Genomic DNA, 15704 nt, shown 5'->3' on the forward strand with positions numbered 1-15704 from the left:
GCTGCTTGAAGCCTACTTCACCTGCGGAATGACGCCTATGTCCAAGTTAAAACACGTACTCCTCCAATCTGCCGGCTGGCTGTTTTTCCTGAGCCTGCTGATGGGACTCGCCCTGCTGTTGCCGGCGAGTACGTTCGACTCAGAGTCGAAGAATTTTATTTTCCTGATTGGCGCCGTCGGTATCTGGCGCTACTCGATGGGTGCTACGCATTTCTTTCGCGGCATGCTGTTCCTGTACGTGGTCTACCCGCACCTGCGGCGCAAAGTGCGCAAGCTGGGCAAGGCAGCAGACCCGTCCCACGTATTCCTGATGGTTACCAGCTTTCGGATCGACGCGCTGACCACGGCCCAGGTCTACAGCTCGGTGATCCGCGAGGCCATCGAATGTGGCTTCCCTACCACCGTGGTCTGCTCCCTGGTGGAAATGTCCGATGAGCTGCTGGTCAAGAGCCTGTGGGCCAGGATGAACCCGCCCGACCACGTCAAGCTGGACTTCGTGCGCATCGCCGGTACCGGCAAGCGTGACGGCCTGGCCTTCGGTTTTCGCGCCATCTCCCGCCACCTGCCGGACGACCGTGCCGTAGTGGCCGTGATCGATGGCGACACCGTGCTCGCCGAGGGCGTAGTGCGCAAGACCGTGCCGTGGTTCCAGCTGTTCGGCAATGTCGGCGGCCTGACCACCAACGAGTTCTGCGAGGTGCGCGGCGGCTACATCATGAGCGAGTGGCACAAGCTGCGCTTCGCCCAGCGCCACATCAACATGTGCTCCATGGCCCTGTCCAAACGCGTGCTGACCATGACCGGTCGCATGTCGGTGTTCCGCGCCAACGTGGTCACCGACCCGGGCTTTATCGCCGACGTGGAAAGCGACTCGCTGCAACACTGGCGCCTGGGCCGCTTCAAGTTTTTGACCGGTGACGACAAGTCCAGCTGGTTCAGCCTGATGCGCCTGGGCTACGACACTTTCTACGTACCGGACGCCGCGATCCACACCGTGGAACACCCACCGGAAAAGAGCTTTATCAAGGCCAGCCGCAAACTGATGTTCCGCTGGTACGGCAACAACCTGCGCCAGAACTCACGTGCCCTGGGCCTGGGTATGCGTCGCCTGGGCCTGTTCACCAGCATCGTGCTGTTTGATCAACGCGTGTCGATGTGGACCTCCCTGCTGGGGCTGACCGTGGCGATCATCGCCACCTTCAAATACGGCGGCGCGTTCATCCTCGCCTACCTGCTGTGGATCGGCATCACCCGCCTGATTCTGACCCTGCTGCTGTCGTGCTCCGGCCACAAGATCGGCCCGGCTTACCCGGTGATTCTCTATTACAACCAGATCATGGGCGCGCTGGTGAAGATCTACGTGTTCTTCCGCCTTGATCAACAGTCCTGGACCCGCCAGGACACCAAACTGACCCGCGATTTGGCCAGCTTTCAACGTTGGTTCAACACCTGGTCGTCTCGGACCATGACCTTCTCCGCCGGCAGCATTTTCGTCGCCGTGTTGCTGATGATGGTTTGACCCTGCCAAGCCTGAATTAACTAGGAACTAAACACCATGAATAGCCCAGTAAACGCCAACGTTGTCCACGAATCCGAAGCCCAGCGCCAACACGCCCGGGTCAAAATCCCGGCCAAGCTGCGCTTCTTCGGCGCCGATCAAACACCGATGGAAGTGCGGGTGATCGACCTGTCCGCCGGCGGCCTGGCCTTCAACGCCCCGCAGCAGCCGCTGAAAGTCGGCGATGTGCACAAGGGTCGCTTGCAGTTCGTGATCGACAACCTGGGCCTGGCGATGGACGTCGAGCTGCAGATTCGCTCCTACGACCGCCAGACCGGCCGCACCGGTTGCCAGTTCCAGAACCTCGATGCACAAGACATCTCCACCCTGCGCCACCTGATCACCTCGCACCTGGCCGGTGACATCGTGACCATGGGTGACGTGCTGGCAACCCTGCAACGCGACAACTTCACCAAGGCGCGCAAGGTCAAGGACGGCGGCAGCAACATGAGCGTCGGTGGCCGCCTGCGGGCCGTGACTTTCAGCCTCGGGATCTTCGTGGTGGGCCTGGCGGCATTCGGCTTCGTGGTCAAATCGGTGTACGGCATGTACTTCGTCAGCCACGCCACCTCCGGCCTGGTGAGCGTGCCCGGGATGAACGTGACCATGCCCCGCGATGGCACCGTGCAAAGCCTGATCAAAGGCGATGCGGTCGCCGCCAAAGGCGCGCCATTGGCAACCTTCAGCACCAGCATGCTCGACGTGCTCAAGGGCCATCTGGACGAAGACCAGCTGCAACCGGCCAAGGTCGAAGAGCTGTTCGGCAAGCAAATGACCGGAACCCTCACCTCCCCTTGCGACTGCGTCGTGGCCCAGCAACTGGTCGCCGACGGTCAGTACGCCAGCAAGGGCGACGTGATCTTCCAACTGGTGCCACGCGGCAGCCAGGCCAACGTTGATGCGCGCTTCTCCTATCGCCAGTTTGCCGACGTTCGCCCGGGCACCCGCGTGAACTTCCAGGTAGCGGATGAAGAGCAGGTACGCACCGGCACCATCGTCAGCAGCACCAGCCTGAACAGCAGCGAAATGTCCTCCGACATCCGCGTGCAGATCAAACCCGACGCCCCGCTGGACAGCACCTACGCCGGTCGCCCGGTTGAAGTGACCAGCGATCGCGGCCCGTCCCTGAACTGGCTGATCGACAAAGCCATGGCCAACGGTCTGTAAGCAGAGGACATGCCTGTGATGACTCTCTCAAAAACACCGCAATCCCTGTGGGAGCGGGCTTGCTCGCGAAAGCAGTGTGTCAGCCAACACATGCATCAACTGACAGGGCCCCTTCGCGAGCAAGCCCGCTCCCACATGGGAACTGCGGCGTTGCTGGCTGTTGCGGTCAGCCTCGCCGGTTGCGCCGGCCTGCCCGACCAACGCCTGGCCAATGAAGCGCTGAAACGTGGCGACACCGTCACTGCCCAGCAGAACTACCAGCAGCTCGCGGATTTGGGCTACAGCGAGGCCCAAGTGGGCCTGGCGGATATCCAGGTCGGCACCCGCGACCCCGAGCAAATCAAGCAGGCCGAAGCGACGTACCGCGCGGCCGCCGATACCTCGCCCCGTGCCCAGGCACGCCTGGGCCGCCTGCTGGTAGCCAAGCCCGGCGCGACCGAAGCCGAACACCATGAAGCCGAAGGCCTGTTGAAAAAAGCCTTTGCCAATGGCGAAGGCAACACCCTGATCCCGCTGGCAATGCTCTACCTGCAATACCCGCACAGTTTCCCGAACATCAACGCCCAGCAGCAGATCAGCAAATGGCGCGCCTCGGGTTACCCGGAAGCCGGTCTCGCCCAGGTGCTGCTGTATCGCACCCAAGACACCTACGACCAGCACCTGGATGAAGTGGAAAGCATCTGCAAGGCCGCGCTGAACACCACCGATATCTGCTATGTCGAACTGGCCACGGTCTACCAGAAAAAAGCCGAGCCGGAAAAACAGGCCGACCTGCTCAAGCAGATGGAAGCCGGCTACAGCCGCGGCACCGTCACCGCCCAACGGGTCGACAGCGTGGCTCGTGTACTGGGTGATGCAAGCCTGGGCAAGACCGACGAAAAAACCGCCCAGGCCCTGCTGGAAAAAATTGCCCCCGGCTACCCGGCCTCCTGGGTCAGCCTGGCGCAACTGCTCTACGACTTCCCGGAACTGGGCGACGTCGACCAGATGATGAAGTACCTCGACAACGGCCGCGCCGCCGACCAGCCCCGCGCCGAACTGTTGCTGGGCAAGCTCTACTACGAAGGCAAGTGGGTTCCGGCTGACGCCAAGGCCGCCGAAGAGCACTTCCAGAAAGCCGTCGGCCGCGAAGTCGCCGCCGACTACTACCTCGGCCAGATCTACCGCCGTGGCTACCTGGGCAAGGTCTATTCGCAAAAGGCCCTGGACCATCTGTTGACCGCTGCGCGCAACGGCCAGAACAGCGCCGACTTCGCGATTGCCCAGCTGTTTTCCCAAGGCAAGGGCACCAAGCCCGACCCGCTTAACGCCTATGTCTTCAGCCAGTTGGCCAAGGCCCAGGACACGCCGGAAGCCAACGACCTGGCGACCCAGCTCGAAGCGCCGCTGACCCCGGAACAACGCGCCGAAGGCCAACGCCTGGTGCAACAGGAGCTGGCCGTGCGCGGCACCCTGGCCCAAAGCACGCTGCAATTGCACGCCCTGCAAGAAGAAGACGGCGAGGAATCCCTATGAAGCTCAACCCATTCGTCAAGGCCGGTATCGGCCTGACCTTCGCCCTGCTGTGGTCGTGCCCGACCCTGGCGGCGCTGACCGAAGCCAAGAACTTCGGCCTGGAAGTCAAAGTCACCGGCCAGTCCGAAGATGACCGCGACCTGGGCACCCAGAAAGGCGGCGACGTCAACGGCATCGGCCTTGACCTGCGCCCGTGGATCTACGGTGAAAGCGGCAACTGGAGCGCCTACGCCATGGGCCAGGCCGTGACCTCCAGCGACATCATCGAGACCGACACCCTGCAACAGTCCTCGGATGACGCCACTCAACAGACCAGCAATGACGACCGCAAGAGCAAGAAGAACTACCTGGCGATGCGCGAGTTCTGGGTCGCCTATGGCGGCTTCACGCCCTACCCCGGCGAGATCCTCAAGCTCGGTCGCCAACGCCTGCGCAATGACGACGGCCAATGGCGCGACACCAATATCGAAGCGCTGAACTGGACCTTCGACACCACCTTGCTCAAGGCCAATGTCGGCGTCGCCGAGCGCTTCAGCGAATACCGCACCGACCTCAAGGAACTGTCGCCCAAGGACAAGGACCGTCAGCACCTGTACGCCGACGCCGCCTATCAGTGGACGCCAGGCCAGTGGATCGGCCTGCGCGCTCACCACACCCATGATGACGGCAAGCTCGACTACCCGGAACCGGGCGTGGCCACCGACTCGCTGGACAAGCGCGAGAACGGCGACCTGACCTGGCTCGGCATCGAAGCCAACAGCGATGCCTATAACTGGCGCAACACCAACACCGTCAACTACTGGGCGAGCGTCACCGGCATGCAGGGCGACCGCGACACGGTCAACGCCTTGAACGCCGACGGCACCCGCCCCGCCAATGCCAAACGCAGCGATGACGTGAATGGCTGGGCCACCGACCTGGGTGTGCGCCTGCGCCTCGACCCGCAGTGGCAAGTGGGCGCGGCCTACTCCCGCGCCAGTGCCGAATACGAGCAGAACGGCCTGCAAAGCAACCGTTCGAACTGGACCGGTACCCAGTCCCGCGTCCACCGCTTCGGCGAAGCGTTTCGCGGCGAGATGAACAACATGCAGTCCATGAGCCTGTTCGGTTCCTGGCAGTTGCGCGAGGACTATGACGCAAGCCTTGTGTACCACAAGTTCTGGCGCGTAGACGGCAACAAGCCGGTGGGCAGCAACGGCATCGATGCCGTGCAGAACAACACCGATGACGTGACCGGCGCGATCCTGTCCAGCACGTCCCTGCCGCTTGAAGACGGCAAGAAAGATCTCGGCCAGGAGATGGACCTGGTGGTCACCAAGTACTTCAAGAAAGGCCTGCTGCCGGCCGGGCTCAGCCAGTCGATCGACGAGCCGTCGGCCCTGGTGCGCTTCCGTGCAGGCGTGTTCAAGCCGGGCGACGCCTATGGCAGCCAGGTCGACTCGTACATGCATCGCGCCTTTGTCGACGTGATCTGGAAGTTCTGATGGGAGCCTGCGCAATGAAGTCTCAAAGCCTGCTCGTCGCGGCCATGCTGCTGGCCAGCGCCTCGGCCTTCGCCGACAAAGCGCCGACCATCGCCAAAGAGCTGCAACAGGCCAAGACCTACACCATCTCCAGCCCGCCGACCGAGCCGCTGGAGATGGCCAAGCCTGCGCTGCCGGACGTGTCCGGCTACACCGCGGCCAATATCGCGAAAAAGATCGTGCGTACCAAGCCAGGCAAAATCAGCATCCGCCGGATGATGCAGGAAGACGCCCTGAAGGACTTCATCGGCGGCGACAACAAGATGGCCGAATGGGTAGTGCGCCAGCACGGCATTCCCCAGGCGATCTTTGTCGACGACGGCTACATGAACCTCAAGGACCTGCTGAAGAAAGTGCCCAAGCAGTACTTCAGCGAAACCTCGCCGGGGGTGTTCCTGGCCAAGTTGCCGATCGTGGTGGGCCGTAAAGGCATCCTCGAAATCGACAAGCAGACTCAAGAGCTGCGCCTGTCCCAGGAAGCCGGTTCGTTCCTGATCAACGACGGCCAGCTGTTCGTACGTGACACCAGAATCACCGGCTGGCGCGAGAAGACCAACGGCCCGGCGACCTTCCAGTCGCCCAAGGAATTCCGCCCGTTCCTGCTGGCCTGGGGCGGCACCGAGACCTACATCGCCAATAGCAAGATGGCCAGTTTCGGCTACGCCAACAGTAAGTCGTATGGCGTGAGTATTTCCCAGTACACGCCGAACATGGCCAAGGTGCTCAAGCGCCCCGAGCCGACGGGCTGGATCGTCGACTCCGAGTTCTCGGACATGTGGTACGGCTTCTACTGCTACGAAACCACCGGCTTTGTGCTCAAGGGCAATACCTACAAGGACAACATCGTCTACGGCATTGACCCCCACGACCGTTCACACGGCCTGATCATCACCGACAACACCGTCTACGGCACGAAGAAGAAGCACGGCATCATCATTTCCCGGGAAGTGAACGACAGCTTCATCTTCAACAACCGCAGCTTCGACAACAAGCTCTCGGGCCTGGTGATCGACCGTAACAGCGTCAACAACCTGATCGCCGACAACGAGATCTACCGCAACCACACCGACGGCATCACCCTCTATGAGAGCGGCGATAACCTGCTGTGGGGCAACAAGGTGATCAGCAACCGTCGCCACGGCATCCGCGTGCGTAACAGCGTGAACATTCGCCTGTACGAGAACATTGCCATGGCCAACGGGCTGACCGGCGTGTACGGCCACATCAAGGATTTGACCGACACCGACCGCGACATCGCCCTCGACCCGTTCGACACCAAGGTCTCGCTGATCGTGGTCGGCGGTGAACTGGCCGCCAACGGCAGCGGGCCGCTGTCCATCGACTCGCCGTTGAGCATCGAGCTGTACCGCGTGTCGATGCTTGCGCCGACCAAATCCAGTGGCATCAGCTTCTCGGGCGTTCTTGGCGATCGCCAGGAAGAGATCCTCGACTTGCTGGTACGCCAGAAGAAAGCCGTGCTGATCGACCCTGTCGAACGCCAGACCGAAATGCAGGACTGAGGATGACCTTTATGCACCCACACATGATCAAACTGCTCAGCCTTTCGGGTTTGACCCTCGGCCTGCTCGCGGCCAGCCAGGGCGTGCGCGCCGACGAAATCAAGGCGCCAACCTTCACCGCCGAACCGTGCTGCAGCCTGTGCCCGGCCGCCCACGACGCGAAGAACTACACCACCCGCTACCAGCAGAACTTCACCACCCTGGTGCAAGCCCAGGGCGATTGGCTGTTCCGGACCCAGGAAGACCTGCGCACCGAATTCGACACCAGCCCCGCCGGCTACAAACGCATGCAGCAGCTGCACGATGCGTTCAAGAGCAAGGGCGTGGAACTGGTGGTGGTCTACCAGCCGACCCGTGGCTTGGTGAACCGCAACAAGCTCAACCCTGAAGAGAAAGCCAGGTTCGATTTCGACAAGGCCCTGGGCAATTACAAGACCATGCTCGGGCGCTTCGCCAAGATGGGCTACGTCGTACCGGACCTGTCGCCACTGACCAACGAGCAACTGCCGGACGAGTTGCCGGCCCACGATTTCTACTTCCGCGGCGACCAACACTGGACGCCATACGGCGCCCAGCGCACCGCCAAAATCGTCGGCGCGAAAGTGCGGGCGATGCCTGAATTTGCCGGCATCCCGCAGCGCGAATTCGAGACCAAACGGTCCGGGCGCATGGGCAAGACCGGCACCCTGCACAACATGGCCGGGCAACTGTGCGGCACCAGCTACGCGATCCAGTACATGGACCAGTTCACCACCGAGCCCAAGGGCGAAGCGGCAGACGGCGACCTGTTCGGTGATTCCGGCAACCCGCAGATCACCCTCGTGGGTACCAGCCACAGTGGCAAGAACTACAATTTCGCCGGCTTCCTGGAACAGGAAATCGGTGCCGACATCCTTAACGTCGCCTTCCCCGGTGGTGGCCTGGAAGGCTCGATGATCCAGTACCTGGGCAGCGAAGAATTCCAGAAGACCCCGCCGAAGATCCTGATCTGGGAATTCTCGCCGCTGTATCGCCTGGACCAGGAGACCATCTACCGCCAGATGATGTCGCTGCTGGACAACGGCTGTGAAGGCAAGACCGCCCAGATGAGCGCCAGCACCACGCTGAAACCCGGCAAGAACGAATTGCTGGTGAACAGTTCGAACAAAGACCTGCGCAACAGCAGTCACCAGGTCGACATCCGCTTCGCCGACCCATCGGTGAAAACCCTGCAAGCCACCCTCTGGTACATGAACGGGCGCCACGAGGACATCAAGATCGAGAAACCCGAAACATCCGATACAGACGGGCGTTTCGCCTTTGAACTGCGCACCGATGAAGACTGGGCCACGCAAAACCTGCTGGCCGTGGAAGTGCAGGGCCCTGAAGCGGGCCAGGCCGCGCAGAAAGTCGAAGCGAAAATTTGCACACGCAACGTATTCCCCGCCGGTGGTCAACAGACTGCTTCAACGGGGCAATGAGGTTACTTATGCAGAAGTTATTGATTCCAACGCTGCTGGGCCTGGCGATGTTTGCCGGCCAAGTCAACGCCGCCGCACCACTGCGTCCGCCCCAGGGTTATTTCGCCCCGGTGGAAGCATTCAAGACCGGCGACTTCAAGAATGACTGCGACGCCATGCCCGCGCCGTACACCGGCTCGCTGCAATTTCGCAGCAAGTACGAAGGTTCGGACAAGGCTCGTTCCACCCTGAATGTGCAGTCCGAAAAAGCCTTTCGCGACAGCACCGCCGACATCACCAAGCTGGAAAAAGACACCAGCAAGCGCGTGATGCAATTCATGCGCGACGGCCGTCCGGAGCAGTTGGAATGCACGCTGAACTGGCTCACGAGCTGGGCCAAGGCCGATGCATTGATGTCCAAGGACTTCAACCACACCGGCAAGTCCATGCGCAAATGGGCACTGGGCAGCATGGCGTCGGCCTATGTGCGCCTGAAGTTCTCCGACTCTCATCCGCTGGCCAACCACCAGCAGGAGTCGCAGTTGATCGAAGCCTGGTTCAGCAAAATGGCCGACCAGGTGGTGAGCGACTGGGACAACCTGCCGCTGGATAAAACCAACAACCACTCCTACTGGGCTGCCTGGTCGGTGATGGCGACCTCCGTCGCCGTGAACCGCCGCGACCTGTTTGACTGGGCCGTGAAGGAATACAAGGTCGGCGCCAACCAGGTGGATGCCCAAGGCTTCCTGCCCAACGAATTGAAGCGTCAGCAACGGGCCCTGTCGTACCACAACTACGCCCTGCCGCCGCTGGCGATGATCGCCAGTTTTGCCCTGGTGAACGGTGTGGACCTGCGCCAGGAAAACAACGGCGCGTTGAAACGCCTGGGTGACAAGGTGCTGGCCGGGGTGAAAGACCCGGAGATCTTCGAGCAGAAGAACGGCAAGGAACAGGACATGAAGGACCTCAAGGAAGACATGAAATTTGCCTGGCTTGAGCCCTTCTGCACCCTCTACACCTGCGCCCCGGATGTGATCGAGCGCAAGCACGGGATGCAGCCGTTCAAGACGTTCCGCCTGGGGGGTGACCTGACCAAGGTCTACGACCCGGCGCATGAGAAAGGCAACAAAGGCAGCTAGTCGCTGATCGTTCCCACGCTCCGCGTGGGAATGCAGCCAGGGACGCTCCGCGTCCCAAAAGCGGACGCAGAGCGTCCAGTGAGGCATTCCCACGCAGAGCGTGGGAACGATCACATAGCCCTCTCATTTCGGTGGGGGGTTTGGGGGGGCCGTTGGCCCTTGACTGTTGGTTAAACATGGAGAGATCGGGATGGTTTTCTCGTCCAATGTGTTCCTGTTCCTGTTCTTGCCGATCTTCCTCGGCTTGTACTATTTGAGCGGGCAACGCTATCGCAATCTGCTGCTGCTGGTTGCCAGTTATGTGTTCTACGCCTGGTGGCGAGTGGACTTCCTGGCGCTGTTCGCCGCCGTGACGCTGTGGAACTACTGGATCGGGCTCAAGGTGGGTGCGGCAGGCGTGCGCACCAAGCCCGCCCAGCGCTGGCTGCTGCTGGGCGTGGCGGTCGATCTGTGCATCCTCGGCTACTTCAAGTACGCCAACTTCGGTGTCGACAGCATCAACCTGATGATGAAGTCGGCGGGCCTGGAACCCTTCATCCTCACCCACGTGCTGTTGCCGATCGGGATCTCGTTCTACATCTTCGAGTCCATCAGCTACATCATCGACGTGTACCGCGGCGACACCCCGGCCACCCGCAACCTGATCGACTTTGCGGCGTTCGTGGCGATCTTCCCGCATCTGATTGCCGGCCCGGTGTTGCGCTTTCGCGACCTGGCCGACCAGTTCAACAACCGCACCCACACCCTCGATAAATTCTCCGAGGGCTGCACGCGGTTCATGCAGGGTTTCATCAAGAAGGTGTTTATCGCCGACACCCTGGCGGTGGTCGCCGATCATTGCTTCGCCCTGCAAAACCCTACGACGGGTGACGCCTGGCTCGGCGCACTGGCGTACACCGCGCAGCTGTACTTCGACTTCTCCGGCTACAGCGACATGGCCATCGGCCTGGGCTTGATGATGGGTTTTCGCTTCATGGAAAACTTCAAGCAGCCGTACATCAGCCAGTCGATCACCGAGTTCTGGCGGCGCTGGCACATCAGCCTGTCCACCTGGCTGCGTGACTACCTGTACATCACCCTGGGCGGCAACCGTAAAGGCACGCTGACCACCTACCGCAACCTGTTCCTGACCATGCTCCTCGGTGGCCTGTGGCACGGTGCGAACATCACCTACATCGTGTGGGGCGCCTGGCACGGCATGTGGCTGGCGATTGAAAAAGCCATCGGCCTCAACACCGCACCGCGCAGTTTCAACGTTGTGCGCTGGGCCTTCACCTTCCTGCTGGTGGTGATGGGCTGGGTGATCTTCCGCTCGGAAAACCTGCACGTCGCCGGCCGTATGTACGGCGCGATGTTCAGCTTCGGCGAGTGGTCGCTGTCGGAACTCAACCGCGCCAGCCTCACCGGCCTGCAAGTGGCAACCCTGGTGGTGGCGTACGCAACCCTGGCGTTCTTCGGCCTGCGGGACTTCTACAGCAACCGCCCACCGGAAAAAACCAAGCCTGCGGTGAACACCCAGGCCGACGGCCCGGCGACTGCGCAACCGGGCTTGATCAAGGCCGTACCGGGCGACAACCCGGGCAGCATCCATGAGCCCGGCTACACCGTGGGCACCGAGGCCACCGTGCAACCGGCCTACTGGAGCGCCACCTGGCCACGCTACGCCATGCGCGCCGCAGTACTGCTGCTGTTCGTGGCGTCGATTCTCAAACTTTCGGCGCAGAGCTTCTCGCCGTTCCTTTACTTCCAGTTCTGAGGGAGCCGACCATGACCCGTTCATTACGCGTCCTCTACATCGCCTTGTTCCTCGCCGTGCTGCTGGCGTTGGGCGCCTGGTCGATGCGCAGTTTCTTCGGCTTCAGCACCAACGCCGACGCCACCGTGCTCAACGGCCGCTGGACCAAGGCCGTCGAGACCCACTACGACGACCAGTTCCCGATCAAGCGCCTGGGCACCAACCTCTGGGCAGCGCTGGACTACAAGCTGTTCAACGAAGGCCGCCCTGGCGTGGTGATTGGCCGCGACCACTGGTTGTACAGCGACGAGGAATTCAACCCGATCGTCAACGAAGACCAGAACCTGCAAGGCAACTATGCCTTGGTGGAAGGCGTGCGCCAGAAGCTCAAGGCCCAGGGTATCCAACTGGTGATGGCGATCGTGCCGGCCAAGGTGCGGCTGTACCCGGAACACCTGGGTGAAGTGCAGCCGGCGAGCATCCACGCCGGTCTGTACCAGGACTTCCATGCCCGCATGGCCGCCGACAAGATCGTCGCCCCTGACCTGATGGGTCCGCTGCAACAGGCCAAGCTGCACGGCCAACAAGTGTTCCTGCGCACCGACACCCACTGGACCCCGGACGGCGCTGAAGTGGCGGCCAAAGAATTGGCCAAGACAATTGCCAACAAGACGCCCCTGAGCGGCGAGCCTCAACGCTTTGTCACCGAAGCCGAGAAGACCGAGCCACACAAGGGCGACCTGCGCCTGTTCCTGCCGCTGGACCCGCTGTTCGAAAACCTGATGCCGCCCAAGGAGCCACTGCAAAAACGCGTGACGCACCTGGCTGAAACCAAAGGCGACGATGCGCTGTTCACCGACAGTGAAACCCCGGTGGCCCTGGTGGGCACCAGTTACAGCGCCAACCCGAACTGGAACTTTGTCGGCGCGCTGAAGCAAGCCCTGGGCAGCGACGTCATCAACTACTCCGAAGACGGCCACGGCCCGATCCTGCCGATGCTCAGCTACCTGAAAAGCGACGACTTCAAGAACAGCCCGCCACAGGTGCTGATCTGGGAGTTTCCCGAGCGTTATCTGCCTGTGAACAACGAAATCGGTGATGCCGACCCGCAGTGGGTTGCGCAGCTCAAACAAGCCGGTATGCGCCAACAGAACATGGCTATCAACACCCCCACCGTTAAAAACATGAACTCCGAGACGCCCGACCGGGCGCAAAACTGAAAGAGAGGTAACTCACATGACTTTCACTACTAACCTCGCAAAAACTTTTGCCCTCGTCGCCGGCATGAGCGTTGTTTCGATGTCCGCCTTCGCCGGTGGCGACGCCGCCCTCTACGGTCCCGTCGCGCCAAAAGGCTCGAGCTTTGTGCGGGTGTACAACGCCAGCAACCAGGAAGTCAGCGCCACCGTCGGCAGCACCAACCTCAACGAGGTTGCACCGCTGGCCAGCAGTGACTTCAGCTTCATGCCGGGCGGTGACTACAGCGCCAAGGTCGGCAGCCAGACCCTGCCGGTCAAGCTCGCCGCCGACCACTACTACACCCTGGTCAGCAGCGGCAGCGGCCAACCGCAACTGATCGAAGAACCGCCGTTCAAGAACAAGCAGAAATCCCTGGTGCGCGTGCAGAACCTCAGTGACAAGTCGCTGACCCTGAAAACCGCCGATGGCAAGACCGACGTGGTCCAGGCCGTGGCCGCCAAGGGCCGTGGCGAGCGCGAGATCAACCCGGTGAAGGTCAGCCTGGCGCTGTATGAAGGCGATAAAAAAGTCGGCGACGTGAAGCCGGTAGCTCTGGAACGCGGTGAGGCCGCAGTGCTGTACGTCACCGGCACCGGCGCCAACCTGTCGCCAGTGTGGGTGAAACGCCCTGTGTCGACCCGCTGATTAGATTTTCAGATTGACGCTGCCCCCTGTGGGAGCTGGCTTGCCTGCGATGCAGACAACTCGGTGTATCAGGTACACCGAGGTGATGCCATCGCGGGCAAGCCCGGCTCCCACAGGCTCTAACCAAATTTGATTCAAGGAGAAACACCATGATCCCAGTAATCCTATCCGGTGGTAGCGGCTCACGTCTTTGGCCGCTTTCGCGTAAACAGTTTCCCAAGCAGTTCCTGGCCCTGACCGGCGAGCACACCTTGTTCCAGCAAACCCTGGAGCGCCTGGTGTTCGACGGCATGGACGCGCCCATCGTGGTGTGCAACAAGGACCACCGCTTTATCGTCAACGAGCAACTGGCTGCCCGCAAACTGGAAACCCAGCGCATCCTGATGGAGCCGTTCGGCCGCAATACCGCGCCGGCCGTGGCCCTGACGGCGATGATGCTGGTCAACGAAGGCCGCGACGAGCTGATGCTGGTGCTGCCCGCCGACCATGTGCTGGATGACCAGAAAGCCCTGCAACGCGCCCTGGCCCTGGCCACTGTGGCGGCTGAGCGTGGCGAAATGGTGCTGTTCGGTGTACCGGCCACCCGTCCGGAGACCGGCTACGGCTATATCAAGTCGACCAACGATTCGCTGCTGCCCGAAGGCGTCAGCCGCGTGCAACAGTTCGTGGAAAAACCCGATGAAAAACGCGCCGCCGAATTCGTCAAGAGCGGTGGTTATTTCTGGAACAGCGGCATGTTCCTGTTCCGTGCCAGCCGCTTCCTCGAAGAGCTGAAAAAACACGACCCGGACATCTACGACACCTGCCTGCTGACCCTGGAACGCAGCAACCAAACCGCCGACACCATCGACATCGACGAATCCACCTTCGCCTGCTGCCCGGACAACTCCATCGACTACGCCGTGATGGAAAAAACCCAACTGGCCTGCGTGGTGCCGTTGACTGCCGGCTGGAGCGACGTGGGTTGCTGGGCATCGTTGTGGGACGTGAATGAAAAAGACGCCAACGGCAACGTCAGCAAGGGCGACGTGGTGATCCAGGACAGCAAGAACTGCATGATCCACGGCAACGGCAAGCTGGTGTCGGTGATCGGCCTGGAAAACATCGTGGTGGTAGAAACCAAGGACGCGATGATGATTGCCCACAAAGACAAGGTCCAGGGCGTCAAGCAGATGGTCAACACCCTCAACGAACAGGGCCGCAGCGAAACCCAGAACCACTGCGAGGTCTACCGTCCGTGGGGCTCGTATGACTCGGTGGACATGGGCGGCCGCTTCCAGGTCAAGCACATCTCGGTCAAGCCGGGCGCATGCCTGTCGTTGCAGATGCACCACCACCGCGCCGAACACTGGATCGTGGTCAGCGGCACTGCCGAAGTCACCTGTGACGAGAACGTGTTCCTGCTTACCGAGAACCAGTCCACCTACATCCCGATTGCCTCGGTGCACCGTTTGCGTAACCCGGGCAAGATCCCATTGGAGATTATCGAGGTGCAGTCCGGCAGCTACCTGGGTGAAGACGATATCGAACGCTTTGAAGATATCTACGGTCGATCCACGCCAATCGAGCGTGGCGTTTCGGTGAAAACCATCGCGCAGTAAACAGAGCAGCACAACAAGCCCCCGCCCCACCGACTGCGTCCCCTATCCGCAGCCGGTGGGCCGGGGGCTTTTTCTTTGGGGCCGGGGAACCCGAAGATGGTCAACTCCACCTACGCTTGGTTAGGATGCCCGTTCCGTTTTCGAGGTTGTTGCCATGTTCTTTGGTGTCTTGCTGATTATCACCTGGCTGATCCTCTTGCTGCGCTACCCCGCCAGGGCGTTGCCGGTTTCCCTCGCGGCCGCCGTCGGCCTGGGCCTGGTGGCGGTATGGGTGGTGTGGCTGGACAACCGCGAGGCCCAGCAATTGGCACGCCTGGAACTGCGTACCGTCTACGCGCCGAAAGAATGCCCGGCAGACCGCCCGCTCAAGCTCACCTTGAACAACGGCAACAACGTACCGCTGACCGAACTGCGTTGGCGCATCGCCGCGTATGCGCCGGGCGATACGGTCAACCTGGCAGACAACGTGTACGCTGCCCCGCGCTATCGCGGCCCCGGCGAACTGCAGGCCGGCGCCACCTGGGAAGACTGCCTGCCAGTGCCGCCGCTGCGCCCCGGCTACCGCCCGCAAACCCTGGAATTTCGTGCCGAGCATTTGCAAGGCAGCTTCTCTGACTGATAAC

General features: G+C 61.5%; 12 protein-coding genes. All 12 read left to right on the top strand.

Going from position 1 to position 15704, the window contains the following annotated elements:
- Positions 1-37: 37 nt before the first annotated feature.
- The 12 genes from alg8 to QF039_RS23250 all read left to right on the top strand — a co-directional run bounded on the left by alg8 (position 38) and on the right by QF039_RS23250 (position 15700).
- Positions 38-1519 (top strand): mannuronan synthase, encoded by a 1482-nt coding sequence (gene alg8 / locus QF039_RS23195; protein WP_017477650.1) that lies wholly within the window; start codon positions 38-40, stop codon positions 1517-1519.
- 36 nt (positions 1520-1555) lie between these two features.
- Positions 1556-2725 carry an alginate biosynthesis protein Alg44 gene (locus tag QF039_RS23200; protein WP_003216292.1) on the top strand — a complete coding sequence of 390 codons (1170 nt, stop codon included), beginning with the start codon at positions 1556-1558 and terminating at the stop codon, positions 2723-2725.
- A gap of 90 nt (positions 2726-2815) precedes the next feature.
- Positions 2816-4240, top strand: coding sequence for an alginate biosynthesis TPR repeat lipoprotein AlgK (gene algK, locus QF039_RS23205; RefSeq protein WP_371318388.1), 1425 nt, complete (start codon positions 2816-2818; stop codon positions 4238-4240).
- A complete protein-coding gene (locus QF039_RS23210; RefSeq protein ID WP_003216288.1) occupies positions 4237-5724 on the top strand; it encodes an alginate export family protein in 1488 nt (495 codons plus the stop codon). The genes algK and QF039_RS23210 overlap by 4 nt, the downstream gene beginning before the upstream one ends.
- Positions 5724-7283 carry a mannuronan 5-epimerase AlgG gene (gene algG, locus QF039_RS23215; RefSeq protein ID WP_301051789.1) on the top strand — a complete coding sequence of 520 codons (1560 nt, stop codon included), beginning with the start codon at positions 5724-5726 and terminating at the stop codon, positions 7281-7283. The genes QF039_RS23210 and algG overlap by 1 nt, the downstream gene beginning before the upstream one ends.
- Positions 7284-7294: 11 nt before the next feature.
- The gene (locus QF039_RS23220) at positions 7295-8743 is read left to right on the top strand and encodes an alginate O-acetyltransferase (protein WP_076014451.1); all 1449 of its coding nucleotides are present in this window, start codon (positions 7295-7297) and stop codon (positions 8741-8743) included.
- Between the two features lie 8 nt (positions 8744-8751).
- Complete coding sequence (locus tag QF039_RS23225) at positions 8752-9861, top strand: mannuronate-specific alginate lyase (protein ID WP_008434173.1); 1110 nt, start codon at positions 8752-8754, stop codon at positions 9859-9861.
- A 190-nt stretch (positions 9862-10051) separates the two neighbouring features.
- Positions 10052-11617, top strand: a complete 1566-nt coding sequence (locus QF039_RS23230; RefSeq protein WP_008434176.1) for an MBOAT family protein — start codon at positions 10052-10054, stop codon at positions 11615-11617.
- Positions 11618-11628: 11 nt separating this feature from the next.
- The gene (locus tag QF039_RS23235) at positions 11629-12816 is read left to right on the top strand and encodes an alginate O-acetyltransferase (RefSeq protein ID WP_177122283.1); all 1188 of its coding nucleotides are present in this window, start codon (positions 11629-11631) and stop codon (positions 12814-12816) included.
- A gap of 16 nt (positions 12817-12832) precedes the next feature.
- Positions 12833-13480, top strand: coding sequence for an alginate O-acetyltransferase AlgF (locus QF039_RS23240; protein WP_008434181.1), 648 nt, complete (start codon positions 12833-12835; stop codon positions 13478-13480).
- Between the two features lie 149 nt (positions 13481-13629).
- Positions 13630-15081 (top strand): mannose-1-phosphate guanylyltransferase/mannose-6-phosphate isomerase, encoded by a 1452-nt coding sequence (locus tag QF039_RS23245; RefSeq protein ID WP_003216275.1) that lies wholly within the window; start codon positions 13630-13632, stop codon positions 15079-15081.
- Between the two features lie 154 nt (positions 15082-15235).
- Positions 15236-15700, top strand: a complete 465-nt coding sequence (locus QF039_RS23250) for a hypothetical protein (RefSeq protein ID WP_003216273.1) — start codon at positions 15236-15238, stop codon at positions 15698-15700.
- Positions 15701-15704 lie beyond the last annotated feature (4 nt).

The sequence above is a fragment of the Pseudomonas sp. W2I6 genome (assembly GCF_030815935.1).
Lineage (GTDB): Bacteria > Pseudomonadota > Gammaproteobacteria > Pseudomonadales > Pseudomonadaceae > Aquipseudomonas.